We start from the raw sequence: 21,526 nt of genomic DNA, 5'->3' as shown, positions 1-21,526 counted from the left end.
CAGTCCAGCTCGGGAGGGAAAGAAAATCATGGTTTCCAAAGGTCTTCGCCGGATTTTGTATTGGTTGCGTATGGGAATGGCCCTGGCTTTTCTGTTTTGGCCAGTTGCGATGCCGACAGCATTCGGCCAGGAACTCAAGACTATTGCACTCTCTGCTCTGGACCTGGCACACATGTCCCAGGGTTACGGCCAGCCGCAAGTCAATCGTAATATTGTCAAACAACCAATGCGGATTGCTGGCCAGGCGTTCGCCCATGGGGTGGGAACGCACGCGGTCTCGGCACTGTACATCAAGCTCGACGGCAATGCCGAACGTTTCACGGCCAAGGTTGGTGTGGATGATTCGGCGGGCACCCGGGGTAGTGTGGAATTCCGCGTCTATGCCGACGGCAAGAAAGTTTTTGACAGCGGAATCATGCGCGGTGGTGAACAGGCCAAGATCGTCGATGTCCCGCTCCAGGGAGTGAAGCAACTTCTCCTATACGTGGGAGCAGCAGGAGACGGAATTGATTTTGACCACGCGGATTGGGCCGAGGCAACCATCGCCTATCGAGCCGATCCACCATCAACCGTCCCTGCGCCCGAGGAACCCCGTGTCCGACTCACGCCGTCGCCGGGCCGCGAACCGGTCCTTAACCATCCGCAGCGGTACGGCTGCCGGCCGAATCGCCCGGTCATCTTCCGCATCCCGTGCACGGGCGAACGACCCATCCATTTCACTGCCCGGAATCTTCCGGAAAGTCTCCACCTCGACGAGACCACCGGCATCATTACCGGTCGCGCTCCCGAGGTCCGTGGTGAATACCGTGTGACACTCAGGGCGGAGAACCGCCACGGGGTCGCTGAAGGTGAGTGGACGCTGGTCGTCGGAGACACACTTGCGCTCACACCTCCCATGGGCTGGAATAGCTGGTACATCCATTATCACCGGGTTTCTGATGCGGACATCCGAGCGGCGGCTGACGCAATGGTGTCGTCCGGGATGGCCGATTTCGGTTATGCCTATGTAAACATTGATGACTGCTGGATGGTCAAGCCTGGTTCAGACGATCCACTCCTGGGTGGTCCTCCGCGCGATGAACAGGGCGCAGTCCGTCCAAACAAGAAGTTTCCAGATATGAAGGCGCTCACGGATTACATTCATGCCAAAGGCCTTAAGGCGGGAATCTATATTTCGCCTGGCCCGCTCACCTGTGGTGGATACGTGGGAAGCTACCAGCACGAGGAAATTGATGCCAGGAAATTTGCGGAATGGGGATTTGACTTCCTGAAGTACGACTGGTGTTCGTACGGTCGCGTCGTTCAAGCCAAGACCCGTGAAGACTTCATGAAGCCGTACAAACTCATGGGCGATATTCTGAAAACGCTGGACCGGGATATTGTGTACAACCTGTGCCAGTACGGCATGGATTCCGTGTGGGAATGGGGGGCCTCAGTGGGCGGCAATTGCTGGCGGACCACCGGCGACCTCGGTCTCGAGGGCGGATCGCTCAACCGGGGAATCTATCAGGTGGGCCTAAAAAACGCCAAACTCTGGCAGTACGCTGGCCCCGGCCACTGGAACGATCCCGATTACATTCTCATTGGCTGGGTGGGTGACGCGCGAACTGGTGGCGAGGGGCGGCCCACTCCATTAACCCCCAATGAACAGTACACTCACATGTCCATGTGGTGTCTGATGGCGGCGCCGCTGATCTTTTCCGGAGACATGACCAAACTCGATGACTTCACGTTAGGCATCCTGTGTAATCGAGAAGTGATCGCCGTGGACCAGGATCCGCTGGGCAAACAGGCGCGGATCATTCGGGAAACCCCAGAGGAATTAGTCCTCGCCAAACCGCTGGTGGACGGGTCCCTGGCAGTGGGATTGTTCAATCTGGACGAGTTCCCGCGCACGATGACGATCTCGTGGCAAGATCTTCAGTGTGACGGTCCCCAGCACGTGCGGGATCTTTGGCGGCAAAAAGACCTCGGAGTGTTTTCAGAACGCTACACAGTAGAGGTGGGGCGCCACGGGGTCGCCCTGATCAAAATCAGGCCCGCTGCCTCGGAACAGAAATGACAGAATGCGGCACATCTTGTCACGCCGCGGGCTCCGTCAACAATGACCGCCCAGGGCAAGAGGCTGTCGCCTGACTCAATCGGCGACAAGTCGAAACGAGAGTACGCTCCGGCCAAGGGTACCAAAATCACCCTCGATTCTGGTGACCGCAACTCCTGACCAGCCAGACTTCGGGGGAACAAGTTGCAGGGTGTGTTCTACGCGTTCATGAGCGGCCAGGCGGCAGTGATCAATGAATTTTGCCTCCCATCCGGTTGGTACCGTCACGCGTATTGTGCCCTCCGCACCCGTTTGCCCGAAGTTGTAGATGAAGATTGGGAACGACAGGTCCTGCCCGTCCAATTTCACCCTGTAGGCTGATTGCCGCAAATCGATCTTGTCGGAGGGCCACAAAGTTTGAAGCACCACAGGGCAAGGGCTGCTTACCGGAACAGGGTTCGCCTGCGGTGGGTTGACGAGATCAAACTGAGCCAACGAATCTTCGTCGAAAACGGCAAATATCGGCGCAGCCGTCAGGGGTAAACTCTCGGCTGGTAGCTCGATCGAACGGCCAAAGTGGTCGTACAAAGCCACAGGCTTTACTGGAAGCGGCAAATTCCGCTGGTCTTTGCTCCAAAGAACCAGCACGAGTCGCGACTTTCCATCCGGTTTTGCCCTAAACAGGTAACCCCACACGTCCTTCTCTGCCAATTTTCCACATGGTCGAGCGTCTGCCAAAAGTCTGCCCACCGCCGCCAGTGACACGTAGGCCGGACGTGGCGTTAGATCCCTGCGGATGATGCCGAATTGAGTGGGCCCTTCCACGTAATGAGGCAGAAGAAAATAGAAAGTGGCGGCCGTGCCCTCGTGAAGCGAACACGCAAAAACCTTGACCAACCGTCGAGCCTGCTCAAACAGATCCTCGTCGCTCAATTCCTGTTTCTCAGGGTCGCCCGACCAGCGAAGTGGGAGCGCGCACTCCGTTACCCACAATGGGCGCGGCCCGGCAATTTGCCGAAAACTTTCGTACAAGGAAGGATAATCTTCGAGAGGTCGATAATGATGAAAGTTGAAGGTGTCGCAGTAGGGAAGAATGTCGTTGGCTGCAATATCTTCCAGATGGGCAGCATTGTTGGTTGCAAACACGCTCCAACACACAATCGTCTCGGGTGAGGCTGACTTGACCGCCCAATAGGCGGCTTTCTGCAACGACGCCATTTCTGCCCCTGTGTGTCCGCCGAACACCTCGATGTCGGCTTCATTCCACGGTTCGTAAGCAAGTACTTTCCCCTTCCATCGTTCGGCAACGGCTTTCAGAAAATTGTGGCAATTCCGCCAATCAATTGGAAAACGTTTTGTTTCGGGGTTCGCCCATTTTGGAGAAGCGTGATAAACCTGCAATACCTTGAGGCCGCAGGCAGACTGAATTTCGGCCGCGGCATCGTAGCGGGTTCGTGATCTGAATTCTCCCCTGTGTGGCTCTACCTCCCCCCAAGACAACCGGTCCCGCACCCAATTGACTCCGGCGAGAGCACAGAGGCTCGCCACATCGGCCATGCGGTCCTCCCGATAAAACCAACTCATCGCCACATCCAGCGCGATGGGCGACGTCTGAGGGGTGGGAACTTTGAGCGGGGCGATCACCCCCAATGACACCCAGTCTGGATAATCCTCATTTTTCAGCCGATAAAAACCAACCGGCAATGAACCAAGTTCGACCAGATTGTCATTCGCCACCACCGTTTTTACGGAACGATTATCGGCATCGAGAAGTTGCCAAACACCCTGTTTGGGCAACGAGATTCGGACCGATTCGCCTTCCAGAAAAATATTGCCGGGATGGTGCTCCAAGGGCCTCGGAATCGCCCGCTCCACAGCTTGCCCTAAATCACTTGTCCCAAGGGCATGCGCCAGAGCCACAAACAACGCGGTCACCACGAACCGCGGCGATTTTCGGTTCACCCACATCACGGGGAGTTCTCCTCCGCTGATCCCAAAACCACAGTCAGCCTGAAATATTTCCAGGATGAAGAGCATCCCGAAACTTATGCTCCAACTGCGCCCCGACCATGACCGGCACGGACGATCGATAAGACCGTCCGTGCCGCAAATCCTCACGCACTGAACCGCCATTCAGATAATTACGGGGCCGGGATAGTATAGGTTACCGTGAGGCCCTTCCCCGGCTCTACCAGGAAATTCGTCACTTCATACTGAAGCTCGAGGGGCTTGGACGTATCCGGGGCGTTGATTCGGACAAGGGTCGTTGTTCCGGCCTTCAGTGTCAGTTCGGCCGGACCGATTTGACCCACACGCCGGAGGACAATATCGACCGCACTCTTATTCGTCACGTTGGTCCAGACACTGGTCTTGGAACGCAGATGTGGTGGGGCGATGTCCACACTTGCTTCGAGAAGAGCCTGCAGCCATTCAGGCTTTCCGATCATAAACTCGGCGCACCAAACCGCGGTGCGACCAGCACGGAGTGCTTCGCGGATGCCATCTTCACTCCGCTCCGTGACGAACACCAGTGTGATTGTCCGGTGCTCAGCGGCCGTGTTCTGCGTGAGGAGATCGGGCTGATGAATGTCAGAATTTCCGACCATCGTCAGTCCCTTCTCCAGACACCATTTGTGGGCCGTCGGGTAATAGGTGGGGCCGTTGGCCACTTCCATACCGTGTAAGAGCTTCTTTTCGTACAACTCGGTATGAATATCCATCCAGCGGCCCAATTCTTCCCCCTTCCACGCCTGGTGATTCCAAAACACGAACGCACCTTGTTCGCAGGCGGCCGAAATAGCCTCAACCAGGTCGGGCTTGGCCAGGGGATTGATATCCTTCAGGAATATCGCGTTGAAATGGCCGGGCGGGGTATCACGCGTGATCTCGGCAGCTCGAATAAGGATAATCCCCAATTCGCGCGCTCGCCCCACGGCCAGTTCATACGAACGGTTGAAATTAGTTGGCACATCATCCTTATGCGGCTGATATTCAATATGATCACTGATCGCAATCGCATCGAGTCCTGTTCGGTACGCTTCATCCACACGCACTGTGGGCCAAACTGTTCCATCCGAAAAAACGGTGTGCATGTGGAAATCGCATTTTAACGTCTTGTAACCCGGTATGTCCGGAAACGCAATTTCATGCCGGACCTGGCTCCAGCCTGTGGCAGCAAGAGCCATTAACCAGAGGGACAAAACCCACACCTGGAGAAATCGTCTCATCATACGGCACAGTCCTTTCTTGGCTAGGTTGATACCACAGAACTACCCAAACGACCGCGGTGTGTTCAACCTTTTTGAGGCGCCGATCGGCAGGTTACGCGCTGAAATGATGCACCTCTGCCCCTGGCAACTCCCCTTTCACCCCGTAACTCCCACCCCGCTCGCCGAAAGCCAAACTTCACCAAAAAACATCCGCACCGATTGTATTCGGGATGCTCAAAGTGTCAATCGTTGCACACCCTGTGAAAAGAGCAAATTTTTGGTTAAGGTTTTGTGATCTCAACCCGTCTGACACTTCGCACGGGGCGTCCGTCGTCATCCGTGAGTTCCGCTACCAGGTAAAAGATCCCAGCGCGTGACGGAACCTGAATGGACACAGTGAAACTCTGGCGATCCACGGGCTCCAGTCGGCAGGATCGCTCCGCCACCACGGGCGCTAATTTCTCGGCCCCATCCTGAAAACCACTTTCCGGTACAAGAGCCAGGCGAACTGTTCCGGACCAATTCTGCCACCGGTCATTAAGGACCACCACAGGCACCTCAACAGTAACACCAGCGGTCACCTCTTCATTCCAGAAGTCGAGAATGGCGATCACCGGGGAAAAGGCATCCCCAACACGACGGACGAAATGCGGTTCCAAAACCAAATTGTGCAGATCGACAAAGTTATCGCTGGTTTCGCCGTCCGGGCGGGAATAGCCCAGCCCACAAAAGTGCATGACCCCCGCCACCTCCCGACCGGCACGCCAAAACTCCGTCATCGCAGCAATCGTGTAAGCGTAAAACCTTCGGCGTTCCTCGGTTGAAGCATTGGGTCCTAAAAACGCATCGTAGTTAGGGCGCGAAAGGGTGGTGGGGCTCCCGTCCCGATTCAGCCACAGCCAACCATATTCGTTGATGATGACGGGATTATTGCCTGCGTTCAGTTGCACGCTTCCCCGCAGACCACCTTCCACGTCCGGCCGTTTCGGCTTCCCGGCCAACTGACTGAGACGAAATTTCGAAGGCTCGTTTTTGCCCTTTGGGCTGAAAAACGGATAGGGGTGCGATTCGAATACATCAAGCGGATCCTGCGGGGCCGCCCATCCGTTGTCCCACGGTCTTCCTGAGCGATCCAGATGCCGCACTTCACGGATGGCTTTTCCAGTTTCCTCGGTCCGTGTTTCATTTTGCGCATCCCAAATGACCACAGACGGATGATTCCATCGTTCCCGCATCCATGCGGCGTACTCGCGGGCTAACTCCTCGTGGCCCAGTTCTTCCGGCCATTGCCCGAGATACCAGATCGGAAATTCGTCCTGGATGAGCAACCCGACTTCATCGGCGATGTCGTACCATTTCTCTGGCGGAAAGCCAATGCAGTACCGGGCAAAATTCCAATGCATTGTGCGGAAAGTTTGATGCAACCGCCGAATCCAGTCTTCTTTCCACGGTAAATTGCCTCGCGCGGGATCCTCGAAAAACCGATAGATACACACGTTCGTCCCGCGCAACGGATAAATGCGGCCGTTGAGCATCGCCATTTTCGTCTGCGGATCAAACCGGAACTCCCGCATTCCGAAGCGAAATCGTTGGGTATCACCGGAGGTAGAAATCACCGCCTCATAAAGGAAAGGATCCTCGGGAGTCCAGGGATGACACTCAGGAATTGGGACCGTGAGCTCAACTTCCCTCTCCTCACCGGGCGCTATGTGAATAGCCGGTACCTCTTGTTCTGCCACCACACGCCCCGACCGAGCCTCGCGAATCGTACACTGAATGACAGTCTCCACAGGCTGTTTCTGCTGGCCGAGGGTAACATACAACCGCACGCGCTCGTGGCGAAGATCGGGCACCGTCTGGACGTGAAGAATCTCCGGTTTTTCGGAAAGGATAAGCTGGACGGAATCGTAAATGCCCGGAATATAGCGGACCTTTTCAAAATCCCAACCATCCGGAATGCCCGGCGGTAAGGCGCGGCGATGAGCTCCCACCCGAACGACCAGTACGTTCTCCTCTGCTCGCCCTTTGATGTACGGAGTCACGTCAAACACGGCCGGGGTGAAACTCGGCAAATGCTCACCGACCAACTGGCCATTAAGATACACCCGCATCCCATAACACGCCTTGTTGATTTTTAAGCGCACCAGGGATGGAACCTCACCGTCCAAACGAAAGCTCCGGCGATACCAGAACGCTTCGCGATAGCGAAAACTTTCTTCTGTACCGACCTCCTGGAATTGGGGCTCTGCCAAATCGACCAAGCCGGGAACGGGCACCCGAGAGGGAAAATCATTCGGTATGGTGTCCATTCGTCCCTTGGCAAGTTCCCACACGCCGTCGAGGGAGATCGTTTCTCGGTGATTCCTCTCCTCCGCCCCCGCACTATGGGGGAGCAGCAACAAAACTGCCAGAAGAAGGACACGGCACAAACTGGACAGCATGTACGGCCGTTCCATAGTCGGGCTCCTCGTCAGCCAAATTGTTTGAATCGATCTCTCGCACGGTGCGAGCCTCCAGGGGCCACGCCTGAAAGGCTCTTCATCGCCCCGCTGGTTTATAAAGCTGTATTGAGTTTATGTCAATAAACGGAGGCGTTTCCAACTGGAGCGCGAACGATTCTGTTGCCACTCCACCGTGAGTCAATCCGCACTCAATCTGGGCGCGCGATCGCATGCCGCCACTGGAAAGATTGTTTTTTCAGCTTCGCCGTCTAACGTCACGGGGAATGGCTACGTAGCGCCACTGGTGATCACTGTGTTCATCCCCCTGGCGTTCCGAGCGAAGATTCACCACAATGGCCCTTTGAATGACCGCCGGGAACGGCTCTCTTCCACACTGGTGTGGTGCGCAACCGGATCGAAGAAATCACACTGTATCGGAAACCGAGGAGTACGACGGAAAATGATCTCCAACCAAACCGCCCAAGCCTACCAACTTGCCCGAGAGCGCTATGCCGAATGGGGAGTGGATACAGAAAAAGCGATGGAAACGCTTGCTTCCATTTCGATCTCCATGCAGTGCTGGCAGGGAGATGATGTAGGCGGATTTGAAAGCCCCCAGGGATTAACGGGCGGGGGCATCCTGGCAACGGGCTCCTATCCCGGAAAGCCCCGCACACCCGACGAACTCCGCGCGGACGCCGAAATGGCCTTCCGACTGATTCCTGGAAAACACCGCTTCAATTTGCATGCGATTTATCTGGAATCGGGCGGGAAAAAGGTGGACCGCGATGAAATTGGGCCTGAGCATTTCCAGGGGTGGGTTGATTGGGCGGCTGAACGCGGGATCGGACTGGACTTCAATCCCACGTTTTTTTCCCATCCGTTGGCAGCGAGTGGTTTCACCCTTACCCATGCCGATGAGGGCATTCGCCGGTTCTGGGTACGACACGGCCAGGCGTGCCGCCGTATTGGATCGTATTTTGGCCAGCGCCTTGGGAAGGTGTGCGTCACCAATATTTGGATTCCCGACGGAATGAAGGATCTTCCCGTTGATCGAAAGGGCCCCCGGGAACGGCTCATCCGGTCGCTGGATGAAATCCTGTCGGAGCAAATTGACTCAAGATTCCATCGCGATGCCGTGGAGGGAAAACTATTTGGCATTGGTTCGGAAGCCTATGTTGCCGGGTCACACGAGTTTTATCTGGGCTACGCCATCACACGAAAAACTCTGCTTTGCCTGGATTCAGGTCACTTCCATCCCACGGAGACCATCGCTGACAAGATATCCGCTGTGTTGTTTTACGTGGACGGTTTGCTCCTCCATGTGAGTCGAGGCATTCGATGGGATAGTGATCACGTGGTCCTGTTTACTGATGATGTCCGCGCCATTGCGGAAGAGCTCGTGCGCGGTCAATACCTCGATAGAGTGTTCATCGGATTGGACTTTTTCGATGCGAGTATCAATCGGTTGGCGGCATGGATCATCGGCATGCGAAGCATGCTCAAGGCCCTGCTCTGGGCTCTGCTGGAACCTCTGGCTGCCCTGAAAGATGCCGAAGCGAGGGGTGATTACACCGCGCGTCTGACACTATTGGAAGCCGAAAAGACGGCCCCCTTTGCCGCCGTTTGGGAAGAGTATTGTGCCCGGCACAACGTTCCTCGGGATGATCTGGTCCTCAACGAGGTACGACGCTACGAGCAGGAAGTTTTCCCCAAGCGGCGGGGCTGAGCTTGCGTTCTGTTCTCGGCTGGCAAGGCACTCTTCAAGTCGCCTGAGTTTAAGCTTTCCTAGCGGCAAGCAGTCAAACATCAGTTGGCGTGGTCCGCTCACCCGTCGTGGCAGGTTTGCTTGGGTTTGTTTGTGATTGTCTATGACTCGCCGCCTGGCGGAGCACCAGAGGACACGAGCGTCCTGAGTTCCCGGAATCGCTTGATGAATCAATTCATCTTGGTACTTGACAGCATTTGTGATGAGGGTGCATACTGTGGCAAGTCGTTGAGGATGCTTCATGCCTTCCTTGTCATCATTCAGGGGTGTTTTGGGTATGGCTACCACAGAAGAAGCAACCGGCAAGAAAGAATCCATCTTCGCGCGGCTTGACAAGCTCAATGAATTTGAAAGGCGCCCCGTAACATCGGATAAACTTCAAAGTGGGCGATATTTCGCTGGGCTTTACGCGGGCGAACACGTGGCGGCCACGGAATTCGTGATCGGGGCCCTCTTTGTAATCTGGGGTGCCCGCACGTTCGACGTGGTTGCTGGTCTTTTGCTGGGAAACCTCTTGGCTGTGCTTTCCTGGACGCTCGTCTGTGCTCCGATCGCCGTCCAGACGCGGCTGACACTGTACTGGTACTTTCGTCAGATCGGTGGCCCGGTCTTAACGGTCATCTATAACCTCCTCAATGCTGTTCTCTACTGCATTCTGGCGGGTTGCATGATCACAGTAGCAGCCTCGGCGGTGCGCATACCGTTTGGCATCCCCCCGCAAACTGGTTGGCTCCCGCAGGATCCTTTATTTGTCGTCGTGGTTGTGGCGGTGGGAGCCGTCGTCGTCACGCTTGCTATTCTTGGATTTAAGCGGCTGTCCCAGTTCGCTGTGGTGTGCTCACCCTGGATGCTGCTGATGTTTGTGTGCGGGGCCCTTGTGACGCTTCCCACAGTCGGTCACGTTTCCAACTGGAAGACCCTGTGGAACGTTGCCGAGGAGCGAATCTGGAGCGGACCAGGCCCATCGGTCGCGGTCGTCAAGCGTGAGGGAAGCCAGATTGTCCTGGAGTTGGAAAATGTCAAAGGACATCTGCAGGTTCTTAAAGAGGCGACAGGTGTGGCAGCGGCCGCCGAAGCTGATCCCACCCAGGTGTCCCTGCCGGGGTTCTTCCTGGCACCAACGGCCACTCCGAAGCCGGAGGATTTTGTTCCCGCGGAAGCCCGGCTGGAATACATCTACGGGAAACTCGAAGAGCAGCCGGCATCAGGTGGAGAGGGAAAAAACGAGTCGGAAGAGAAAGCAAAAACCGACCCTTCGTCGGCGCAACCTAGTGATACTTCATCCGTCAGTACAGTCACTGCTGCCGCCACATCGATCGCGGAACAACCTGCAGCCGGTTCCCCAGCGGAACAGGCTAGGTCGCAAAGAGGTCCCCGCTCCCAAGGAGGCGCGAGCAGCCAGGGACCGGGGGGTGGTGGGGGATTCATGCCTCCCGTCGCTCCTGTAGTCGAAGTCCCGCCCAAACCGCCTATTCTTGGCTACCGCATTCGTGTCGAAAGCAAGTCGGTTCCGGAACCCGCTGCCGTCAAGTATGTGATGCCCAAGAGTCGCGGTGGTGTCATCTGCAACGAGAACTTTGTCCCTCTGCAGAGTTTTCAAGCCGCCGTTAACTCACAGCATTTGAGCGCGCGCTCCCCCATCGGGTTTTGGCACATCGTATTTTTTGCCTGGATATGCAATCTGGCCATGCACTTGGGCCTTTCGGATATGGCCATCTTTCGATACGCCAAAAGTGCCTGGTACGGTCTGTACTCGGCGTTCGGAATGTTTCTGGGACATTATCTGGCCTGGATGTGCGCTGGTATCATGGGGGCAGCAGCCGCCCGAGCATTTATGCAACCGCTGATGCAACTGGATTCCGGGCAGGTCGCCTATTTCGCCCTCGGGTGGGCAGGGGCCCTGGCGGTCATCATCGCGGGATGGACAACTGCCAATCCCACTCTCTATCGTGCTGGACTGGCCCTCCAGGTCATCACTCCCAACTGGCCGCGCTGGTTGGTAACATTCCTTGCGGGAACAATCACCACCGCCATTGCATGCTTCCCGTTCGTCTTTCTGTACCTCTTGGACTTTGTGGGAATCTATGGGATTCTGCTTATGCCTGTGGGGACGATCGTCGTCGTCGAACACTGGCTCTTTCCCATTCTTGGGTGGCAGAAGTTCTGGTCTACGCGGAAGGGTCAGTTGCTCAACGTGGCAGCGCTCATAGCATGGGCTGTGGGGTTGGGGTTGGCACTTCTACTCTGGCGAATGCAATGGCTGCATCTGTTCTTCCTTGTGATTCCCGTCTGGTTTGCCACGGCCATCACGTACATTATTCTGGCGGGTTTGCTGGGAGCTCCCAAAAGGCAAGAAGCCTCCGGGCAATCGGAACCGCTCTATTCGGCATCGGAACACTCAGTTGGCGAAACAACGGAAACGGCAACTCCGGCACCATCGCCGGTACCCGTCAAAAAAGGTATTGGACAAAGTCGTTTTCTCATGGTCATTTTTGGCCTTGCAGCGCTGTTGTGCCTGGTAGCAAGCGTGACTTTCGCCTGGTTCGTATTCGCAGGCTACATGTCGGCCGACAAAGTTAAACCCACGCTGCTCTACCTGGCCCTTGCCTACTTTGTCACGGGAGTGCTCTACCTCAACTACCGGGAACGGCTTCAGAGCGCGCGGCAATCGGCTTAGCAAATTTCAGCAAAAAGCACGCAGTAAATGCAGAATTCGGGTTATTGTGTCAACAAGTTTGCTCACAAAATGGAGTGTTGGCCATGAATTGGTTCCTGACTGTGTTTGCAGGACTCGTCCTCGCGTTGACGGGAACAACCTCAGTGGAGTCAGCAGAGGTACAATCCCCGGCCCAGGTTAAGGGACTCCGTTGCGAATATCGGGTTAATCCGCTGGGGATCGGCACCCGTAAGCCACGGTTGAGCTGGACCATCGACGATCATCGCTACGGAGCTGCGCAGACGGCCTATCAGATCCTGGTGGCGTCATCCCCCGAGTTGCTGGCACGGGACGAGGGGGATCTCTGGGATTCCGGAAAGGTCGAATCGTCGGAAATGAACCAGATCGAATATGCAGGAAAGCCCCTCCCATCGCGTCAAACTTGCTATTGGAAAGTTCGCATTTGGGACCACCAGGGCCAGGTGAGTCAGTGGAGCGAGCCGGCCATGTGGTCGATGGGGCTGTTGGAAGACTCGGACAGGGTGGCTCAATGGATCGAAGCTCCCTGTCCGCTCGTGCACCCAGCCAAGGGGGGAATCCTCGATTTTGGAAATTGCCCGTGGGCGTGGTACCCAGAGCAGGGGACCAATCCGCGGGAAAAAGCCCCGGCGGGGCCACGGTATTTCCGAAAGATTTTGGAGATTCCGGAAGGACGAACCATCAAGCGTGCCCGATTTCTTATCACAGCCGACGACTCGTTCGAGCTTTTCTGTAACGGGCAGCCTGCCGGTCGGGGAAGCGGACACACTTCGCCGCAGCTGGCGGATATCACCAATCGAGTGCACTCCGGGCACAACGTTCTGGCTATCGTGGCAACGAACGCGAGTCCCTCACCCGCAGGCTTGGCCGGGCGGATTCGCATTGAGTTCGATCAGGGCGATCCTGTGGAGTACGTCATCGACGGCACGTGGAAAACCAACCAGGAAGCTCCGCCGGGATGGAACCAGGCCAACTTTGATGACAGCGCATGGTCCCAGGCTCTCGTCATTGGTCAGATGGGAGATGCCCCCTGGGGCAAAATCAGCGCTGAAGGACTGGATGTCCTCGGGTGTGTGCTCTTTCGTAAAGAGTTCCGCGTGACCAAGCCCATCCGCAAAGCCACCCTCTACATGAGTGCGCTGGGAATTGGCGAAGCCCATATTAACGGTCATCAGGTCAGTAATGAGTTCTTCGCCCCAGGGTGGACTGACTACCGGAAGCGGGTTTATTACAACACCTACGACGTGACCGGACTGGTGCGACAAGGGGAAAATGCCATCGGCGCGATTCTGGCTGCCGGGTGGTACGCCGGTGCGATTGGTTGGAAAAGCGAGCGGTTTCACTTCGGACGTGATCCCAAGCTCTGGATGCAGCTGGAAATTGAAACCGCTGATGGCGAGCACCAGGTGGTGATCTCCGATGGTTCATGGAAAATGACCTTCGGGCCACATTTGGAGGGCGAGTTCCTCGCAGGAGAAACATACGATGCTCGTCTGGAAATCCCCGGCTGGTCCGAACCTGGACTGGATGTTTCGCAATGGAAGGCAGTGCGAGTTGCCGAAAATGTACCGACCAAGCTCGAAGCGCAACCCGGCGTCCCGGTTGTGATCACAGGGGAGTTGAAACCAAAGAAGATCACCCAGCCACGCCCGGGTGTTTACGTGTTCGACCTGGGGCAGAATTTCGCGGGAATCGCCCGGCTGCGGGTGAAGGGACCGCGTGGGACGGCTGTCCAGCTTCGGTTTGCGGAAGTTCTCAATCCTGATGGAACCATTTACACCGCCAACCTTCGCTCAGCACGGGCTACCGATACATACATCTTGAAAGGAGAGGGAGAAGAAACATGGGCTCCCCACTTCACATTTCACGGTTTCCGCTACGTAGAGGTCACCGGCTATCCCGGTGAGCCTGGCCCGGACGCAATCACTGGCCTGGCAATCAATTCGGACATTCCGCTTGTCGGTTCTTTCCGCTGCTCCAGTCCAATGGTCAACCAACTGTACAGCAACATCGTGTGGACACAGCGGGCCAATTTCATCTCCGTACCTACCGACTGTCCGCAAAGAGATGAACGGCTTGGCTGGACGGGCGACGCCCAGATTTTCATTCGGGCGGCCGCCTACAACGCCGATGTGGCTGCCTTTTTCACAAAATGGTTGGTGGATCTCGAAGATGCCCAGGGACCGGAAGGTGACTTTCCGGACGTTGCCCCCCGCGTCGTGGCCCTCGGCGGCGGAACGGCCGGCTGGGCGGACGCAGGGGTGATTTGCCCGTGGACCATCCACCGGGTTTACAACGATCGCCGTGTCCTGGAGGAACACTTCGACGCGATGGAACGATGGATCGCGTATTGCGTCGCCCACAGCAAGGACCTTCTGCGACCCGCGCAAGGATACGGCGACTGGCTATCAATCAATGCCGATACGCCGAAAGACGTGCTCGCCACCGCCTACTTTGCGTATAGCACCTTTTTGACGGCGGAGTGCGCACGGGCTTTAGGCCTGAAAGACAAGGCGGCCTATTACGATGAACTGTTCGGGAGAATTCGTGAAGCCTTCCAAAAGGCTTATGTAGCGGCTGATGGCCGCATTCAGGGCAATACGCAAACATGCTACGTTTTGGCCCTTCGCTTCAACCTGCTGCCGGAAGAGCTACGGGCCAAGGCAGTGCAATATCTCGTGGAGGACATTCACAGCCGCAATGATCACCTCTCCACAGGGTTTATCGGCACAGGCTATTTGATGCCGGTGCTCTCCGAAGCAGGACACACCCCACTCGCCTACCGGCTGCTTCTCAACGATACCTTCCCGTCCTGGGGATTTTCCATCAAACATGGCGCCACCACAATCTGGGAACGCTGGGACGGCTGGACACCTGAAAAAGGGTTCCAGGACCCCGGGATGAATTCGTTTGCCCATTACGCGTTCGGGGCAGTGGGACAGTGGATGTTTCAGTACGTGGCCGGGATCGACACGGACGGACCAGGTTTCCGAAAGCTGGTGCTCAAGCCTCATGTGGCGGACGGTCTTGATTGGGTGGAAGCCCGCTACGGTTCGATCTGTGGAGAAATTCACAGCGCTTGGCGTAAAGACAGAAACTCCTGGCAGTGGCGAGTGGTCATTCCCGCTAACACGACTGCCACCCTCTACGTGCCCGCCGGACCTGGGGCCACAATCACGGTAAACGGTCTGCCACTCTCGGATACAGCGCTCGTCAAAACACTCGGACAGCAGGACAACTGGCTTGTGCTACATGCCCCTGCAGGCCGGTATGAGTTTGTCGTCACCGTCCCTTAAGGGCTGGACAATCGAAGGTAGTGAAAGCGCGCATGATCACCAAAAAAATTGGCTTTATCGGCGCGGGACAAATGGCACGGGCTCTAGCCGAGGGATTGCTCCACAAAGGCTTGCTCGTTCCCGATCAGGTGCTGGCCTCTGACCCAAGCGAGTCTGCCCGCCAAAAATTTCACGAGGCAACCGGCGCCGAAACCACGCCCAACAATCTGGACGTGGTACGCCGACAGGACGTGGTAATCCTGGCTGTTAAACCCCAGCAAATCCCCAAGGTACTCGAGGAGCTGAGAGGACGCGTCGCCCCCGAAAAACTCGTTATATCGATCGCGGCGGGAATTGCCCTCCAGCAGCTTGAAGAGGGCCTGGGAGCACATACCCGCGTGATCCGTGTGATGCCCAATACGCCTGCCCTGGTAGGATTTGCTGCGTCGGCGTATGCACTCGGGAAAAACGCAGGGCCGGACGATGCCAGCCTGGTGCAGCAGCTTCTCGAGGCGATCGGCATCGCTGTTCGGGTAGATGAGAAGCTGCTCGACGCAGTCACGGCTCTGTCAGGCTCCGGACCGGCTTATGTGTATCTCATGATCGAAGTGCTCACCGATGCAGGAGTTCGGCATGGCCTTTCCCGCGATGTAGCGCTGACACTCGCTGCCCAAACGGTCCGCGGTGCCGCAGAAATGGTGATGAGAACCGGACAGCATCCGGCCGTCCTGAAAGATCAGGTAACAAGCCCCGGAGGAACCACCATTGCAGCGCTGGCGGCGATGGAGAGTCAGGGTTTCCGGGGGGCGGTCCTCGCTGGTGTTGAAGCCGCCTGGCGGCGTGCCCGCGAGCTCTCTCAGTAGCTGTACCGCACTGGAGAATAGGTATTCGGGTGGGTATCATTGCGGTGGTAGGGAAATACCTCCAGGAGACACCGCGAGCCTTTGTCCCAATCCTGCCAATTTGAAAGGGCGAGACCGTCCTGCTCATGCTTTCAGAAACAAGATCGAACGGAGCGGAAGCCGCTATGAAAAAAGCGAGGATTTTGCATTCTTCTGCTGTGTGTATTTTAGTTGTCTGCGCAGCTTTGGCGAGCAGAAATGGCCTGGGGAATGAATTTGTCCAACAATCGGCTCGCACCCTGCCCGTCGTGGCTGATGTAGACGTAGCGGTTATTGGGGGAAGCACAGGGGCGGTTGCGGCGGCAGTCGCAGCCGCCAAGGAAGGTGCCCGGGTTTTTCTGGTGGCACAACAACCTTACCTGGGCGACGACATCACGGCCACACTTCAATTGTGGCTGGAAGAAGGCGAAGAATTGGCGACCGATTTGGCCCGCAGGGTCTACACAGATCCCGACCGTCCCAAACAGGAACCCAATCGCCCACGTTACCAGTTCACCTATAGCGTGGATGTGCCGAGCGATCCCAAGCACCGGGATACGCAGCCGCCCAGCATGCTGAATGACGGAAAATATTTCGAGGCCCCGACGCAAAGTGTCCAGTTCAACAGCGATGCCACGATTACGGCAGATCTTGGAGAACCGAAGCTCATCGACCGCGTCAATCTCATTGCGTTTTGGCGAAACGCCGCGCCTGACGTTGGCTTTAAGGTGGCAGGAATCGACGTAGCGATCAGTGACGACGGGAACACATGGAAAGAAGTCGGCTCTGTGGAAGCATCACCTCCGCCTGCAGCAGGCGCGGACATGCCGGTGCCCGTCTTTCTGGATATCGGCCATCAAACAGTGCGATTTGTGAGAGTTCATGTACGCAAGGCCCCCGACGTTGACCGCATGCTTCTGGGAGAGCTAGAACTGCTCGGTCCGCCGGAGAAAGAATCTTCTCCGCAGCGAGCTCGCACTCCGGCGCCGCGTCCTCTCCATGTGAAGCAAACTCTGGATGCCTATCTTCTGGAAGCCAAAGTTCCTTTTCTGTATAGCTGCTACCCGACCGACATTGTCCGCGACGAGAACGGCGAAATCTGTGGCGTGGTGATCGCCAACCGGGCAGGGAGACAGGTCATCCTGGCCAAGACAATTATCGATGCGACACCCCGCGCTGTTGTTGCCCGCCTTGCTGGAGCTCCATTCGCTCCCTATCCCGCTGGGCTCCACACATTCAAGCGTGTGGTGGTCGGTGGCGAGCCCGTTCAGGCAGAGAACGTCACAGCGCGGGTGATCGATCCTCCTTTTATCGGCCCGTATCCAAATCGTGCTCGCACATCGAGCGGTGTTTTTAAGATCATCGAATACACTCTTCAGCTTCCGATGGAAGACGGTTCATGGCGGAGCTGGGCCAAAGCCGAACAACTGGCCAGAACGCTCACCTATCACCCTGAGCAGCAATTCACTTCGGACATGCTTTTTGAAGTTCCGCCCGATCCCGTCATACCGCAGGAGCCGTGCGACGGTGAGTGGCGCGGAGTCGAGGCCATTCCTCTGGCGGCGCTGACACCCAGGGGAATCGACCGCGTGTGGATTCTGGGAGGTTGTGCGGGTGTATCTCGACAGCAGGCAGAGAAGCTCCTGCGCCCGGTGAACCTGATGGCCCTCGGCGAGCGTTTGGGAACAGAAATCGCCCGGAAAGCCAAAACCCTTCCTGCTTCCAAAGCACCACGAGTGGTGGCAAGTGCGGCAGACACATATTTGCCGGGTGATGTACGGGAGTTTCTGTATGGTCTGCGGCCCGTTCACGAGTATCCCAGAATTCCTCAGGATGCTTCAGCACTCCCTGTTCTGGGGCACTTCGATGTCGTCGTGGTAGGCGGTGGGACGGGGGGAGCAGCCGCCGGAATCGGTGCGGCCCGACAGGGAGCGAAGACACTCGTCATTGAGTATCTCACAACGCTCGGCGGGGTGGGCACATCGGGGGCCATTTCATCCTATTACTGGGGCAATCGGGTGGGATTTACCGCGACTGTCGATCAAGGCCGTCCCACATGGGTCATCGAGCAAAAGGCTGAATGGTGGCGAAGCGAACTGCTCAAGGCGAACGCTGAGATTTGGATGAGTTGTCTGGGATGTGGAGCCGTTGTCACCAACGATAGAGTGACGGGCGTCGTCGTGACCACGCCTTTCGGTCGGGGCGTTGTCCTGGCAGACGTTATCGTGGACTCTACCGGAAACGCCGATATTGCGGCCGCGGCCGGCGCGGAAACGATGTACACGGATGATACTGAACCTGCCGTGCAGGGAACGGGACTGCCTCCGCGGGATCTTGGGGCAACCTACGCGAACACAGACTTCACGATCACGGACGAAACCGACGTCATGGATGTGTGGCATGTCTTCGTGTACTCCAAGCTTAAATACAGCAAAGCATTTGATCAGGGACGGCTCGTGGATACACGAGAGCGCCGACGGATCGTGGGTGAGTTCACCATGACGATTTTGGATCAGATGCTGCAGCGAAGCTATCCCGACACCATTTGTGTGGCTTACAGCAACTTCGACACGCATGGCTTCACAGTGGATCCCTATCTTGAGCTGGAGCATCCCGAAAAGAAAGGCTTCCGCGTCAATATCCCGTACCGCTGTCTCATTCCCAAAGGGTTAGAAGGAATTCTGGTAACGGGACTCGGTATTAGTGCCCATCGGGATGCGCTGCCGCTCATCCGGATGCAAGCCGATATTCAGAATCAGGGCTATGCCGCTGGTGTTGCCGCCGCCTGGATTGCCGCTCAGAACATGTCGGTGCGCGAGCTCGATGTGAAGGCCCTTCAGCGTCACCTCATAGAGATGGGCAATCTGCCAGAAGAAGTACTCACCGAGAAAGATTCCCTTCCCTATCCGCCCGAAAAGGTGCGTGAGGCAGTTGAGCGTCTTAAGAATAACTACGAAGGCGCTGCCGTGGTGCTTGCCCATGCTGACATTGCCCGTCCCATGGTGCGCGAGGCGTACCAGCAGGCGAACAGCGAGGAAGAGCGTCTTATCTACGCACATGTTCTGGCCGTGCTGGGGGACGCCACCGGTCTCGATACCCTGATCAACGAAGTCCGTAAGTACACAGACTGGGATAAAGGATGGGATTACCGAGGCATGGGCCAGTTTGGAAGCGCTCTCAGTCGGCTGGATCAACTGATCATCGCCCTTGGTCGAACCCGCGACCCCCGAGCCGTTCCCGTGATATTGCAGAAAATGCGTTTGCTTAAACCTGAGTCGGAATTCTCGCACTTCCGCGCTGTGGCGCTGGCTCTGGAGATGATTGGTGATCCCCGTGCCGCGCAGCCTCTCGCTGAGCTGCTCACCATTCCCGGCATGACAGGCTACGTCCACCGTACCGTCGAGGATGCCATCCGTTTCGATCAAGAGAGCCCCGGCGGGACCGATGCCGTCAAGACACGGCGGGACTCGATCCGGGAATTGTCACTTGCCCGAGCTCTCTATCGCTGCGGGGATTACGGGGGCATTGGCGAGCAGATTCTTCGGGCTTACACGGAAGATCTCCGAGGGCATTTGGCCCGCCACGCCAAGGCCGTCCTTGAAAAAGGCCCTCAACACAGAAAGTGAATCATCCCTAATTCAGTCGGGCATCTTGCGATTGTTTCCGGGAACAATCCAGGCTGCTCAGCGGGAATAAGAGCCTATCCAAAAACCGAACTGCGCCCGGGGAATCACGCCAATTTTGAGGTTTTCGGATAGGTTGCAACAATCACGCGAAAAGCCGCATTTCCGGGCGACCTTTGCCATCTTGGGTGACGTAGAACGGCCGTCGTTCCACCTCCATCGCTGTTTGTGGCGAGATACCCATGGCTGTGTAAATCGTCGCATGAAGGTCGGTAACACCGATGGGATCCTTGATGGCGAGACACGGCCGCTCCGGTGCCGATTCTCCAAATACCACGCCGCGACGAATTCCTCCCCCGAATAGAAGCACGGAGCTTGACCCGGTAAAGTGACGGTGGAGCCCGTAGTGGATCATTTCCTCCATCCTATCCGCCGGCGCCCGTGATTGATCCCGGGCGTTACTGCCGGGAACACCCTCGATGAGCATGTCTCGACTGAATTCGCTGGCAACAATGACAAGGGTTCTATCCAGCAGCCCACGTTCTTCGAGGTCCAGAATAAGTTGGGCGATTGGACGGTCAATCAGCTCCTTCATCTTCGCGTAACGCAGATGGCCGTTCTCGTGCGTGTCCCATCCTTCAAACGGCACATATTCTGTGCTGACTTCGATAAAGCGGGCACCGGCCTCCACCAGACGTCTTGCTAAAAGGCAACCCAGCCCAAACCTGCCCGTGTTGTACTTCTCGTAAATTGACTTTGGTTCCTCTGAGATATCGAACGCCTTCCGTTGCGGAGACGAGAGCAATCGGTGGGCGTTTTCCATGGCCCGCAAAATCGACGTGCGGTGAAAATCACTAGCGTCCTTATAGCGGGGATCCAGCTCTGCCAGCTTTCGGTAATACTGGTAGCGGCTTTCAAACCGGGAAGGCGTCATCCCCCGCGGAGGCTGCACTGCTTCGAGAGCCTGTTCGGGATAAGGGATGAGAAACGGGTCATACTCTGCGCCGAGAAAACCCCCCGTATGGAAAGCCTTCAACTCTTCCTTCTCGCCGATTCCCTCCAGGCGCTGACCAATCACGATGAACGGCGGGATGGCAGGATTACGCGGCCCGAGCAGCCGTGCCATCCACGCTCCCATATGGGGCGCCGCCACGGTTTGCGGAGGCACATATCCCGTGTGCCAGTGGTACTGATGACGCGAATGGAGGATGTGCCCCAGATCTGGCAACACATGGGAACGGATAAGCGTGCCACGATCCAAAACCTGTGCAATGTTTTCCAATCCCTGTGAGATTTTGACGCCGGGAAGCACTGTGTCGATGGCCGGAAAGGTACTCAGAATCTCGCTGGCCGGCAACCCTTTGGCAAACGGCGCGTAACGCTTCGGATCAAACGTCTCTGGAGCCGCCATTCCACCCGCCATCCACAGCAGGACGCAGCAATCGGCTCGCGGCGCCGGGGCGTTAGGTGCAGGGTTGGCCAAAAGACGTGGCTCTCCCAAAAGGTACGTCGCTGCCGCTGCCCCAGCCGTCCATTTAAGAAAACTTCGCCGCGTTAATTGCCTTTCGGAGGGAATCGTATTTGACTTCATCT

The 21,526-nt window shown here is 56.8% G+C and carries 10 protein-coding genes; 6 read left to right on the top strand and 4 right to left on the bottom strand.

Annotated elements, in window-relative coordinates; translation table 11 throughout:
• The first annotated feature begins 28 nt into the window (after nucleotides 1–28).
• A complete protein-coding gene (locus THTE_RS08100) occupies nucleotides 29–2,062 on the top strand; it encodes an NPCBM/NEW2 domain-containing protein (protein WP_095414954.1) in 2,034 nt (677 codons plus the stop codon).
• Between the two features lie 75 nt (nucleotides 2,063–2,137).
• On the opposite strand, the gene THTE_RS08095 is transcribed toward THTE_RS08100, so the two are convergent.
• The 3 genes from THTE_RS08095 to THTE_RS08085 all read right to left on the bottom strand — a co-directional run bounded on the left by THTE_RS08095 (nucleotide 2,138) and on the right by THTE_RS08085 (nucleotide 7,706).
• Complete coding sequence (locus THTE_RS08095; protein WP_157731926.1) at nucleotides 2,138–4,012, bottom strand: hypothetical protein; 1,875 nt, start codon at nucleotides 4,010–4,012, stop codon at nucleotides 2,138–2,140.
• 170 nt (nucleotides 4,013–4,182) lie between these two features.
• Complete coding sequence (locus THTE_RS08090) at nucleotides 4,183–5,271, bottom strand: Sb-PDE family phosphodiesterase (protein ID WP_207651808.1); 1,089 nt, start codon at nucleotides 5,269–5,271, stop codon at nucleotides 4,183–4,185.
• 260 nt (nucleotides 5,272–5,531) lie between these two features.
• Complete coding sequence (locus THTE_RS08085; RefSeq protein ID WP_095414952.1) at nucleotides 5,532–7,706, bottom strand: glycoside hydrolase family 2 protein; 2,175 nt, start codon at nucleotides 7,704–7,706, stop codon at nucleotides 5,532–5,534.
• A gap of 445 nt (nucleotides 7,707–8,151) precedes the next feature.
• Between THTE_RS08085 and THTE_RS08080 the strand changes: the two genes are divergently transcribed.
• The 5 genes from THTE_RS08080 (at nucleotide 8,152) to THTE_RS08060 (ending at nucleotide 19,936) form a co-directional block, all read left to right on the top strand.
• The gene (locus tag THTE_RS08080) at nucleotides 8,152–9,420 is read left to right on the top strand and encodes an L-rhamnose isomerase (RefSeq protein WP_095414951.1); all 1,269 of its coding nucleotides are present in this window, start codon (nucleotides 8,152–8,154) and stop codon (nucleotides 9,418–9,420) included.
• Nucleotides 9,421–9,736: 316 nt separating this feature from the next.
• Nucleotides 9,737–12,136, top strand: coding sequence for a purine-cytosine permease family protein (locus tag THTE_RS08075; protein ID WP_095414950.1), 2,400 nt, complete (start codon nucleotides 9,737–9,739; stop codon nucleotides 12,134–12,136).
• 83 nt (nucleotides 12,137–12,219) lie between these two features.
• Nucleotides 12,220–15,450 carry a family 78 glycoside hydrolase catalytic domain gene (locus tag THTE_RS08070; RefSeq protein ID WP_095414949.1) on the top strand — a complete coding sequence of 1,077 codons (3,231 nt, stop codon included), beginning with the start codon at nucleotides 12,220–12,222 and terminating at the stop codon, nucleotides 15,448–15,450.
• Between the two features lie 32 nt (nucleotides 15,451–15,482).
• The gene (proC, locus tag THTE_RS08065) at nucleotides 15,483–16,292 is read left to right on the top strand and encodes a pyrroline-5-carboxylate reductase (RefSeq protein WP_095414948.1); all 810 of its coding nucleotides are present in this window, start codon (nucleotides 15,483–15,485) and stop codon (nucleotides 16,290–16,292) included.
• 164 nt (nucleotides 16,293–16,456) lie between these two features.
• Nucleotides 16,457–19,936: an FAD-dependent oxidoreductase gene (locus tag THTE_RS08060; RefSeq protein WP_168175812.1), complete on the top strand. Its 3,480-nt coding sequence runs from the start codon at nucleotides 16,457–16,459 to the stop codon at nucleotides 19,934–19,936.
• A 142-nt stretch (nucleotides 19,937–20,078) separates the two neighbouring features.
• On the opposite strand, the gene THTE_RS08055 is transcribed toward THTE_RS08060, so the two are convergent.
• Entirely contained in the window at nucleotides 20,079–21,524 is a 1,446-nt protein-coding gene (locus tag THTE_RS08055) for a DUF1501 domain-containing protein (RefSeq protein ID WP_095414946.1), read from the bottom strand.
• Nucleotides 21,525–21,526: the final 2 nt, after the last annotated feature.

This window comes from Thermogutta terrifontis (assembly GCF_002277955.1).
In the GTDB taxonomy this organism is placed as follows: domain Bacteria; phylum Planctomycetota; class Planctomycetia; order Pirellulales; family Thermoguttaceae; genus Thermogutta; species Thermogutta terrifontis.
The sequence above is the reverse complement of the archived record's forward strand: the minus strand, read 5'-3'. Positions and strand labels throughout refer to the sequence as shown.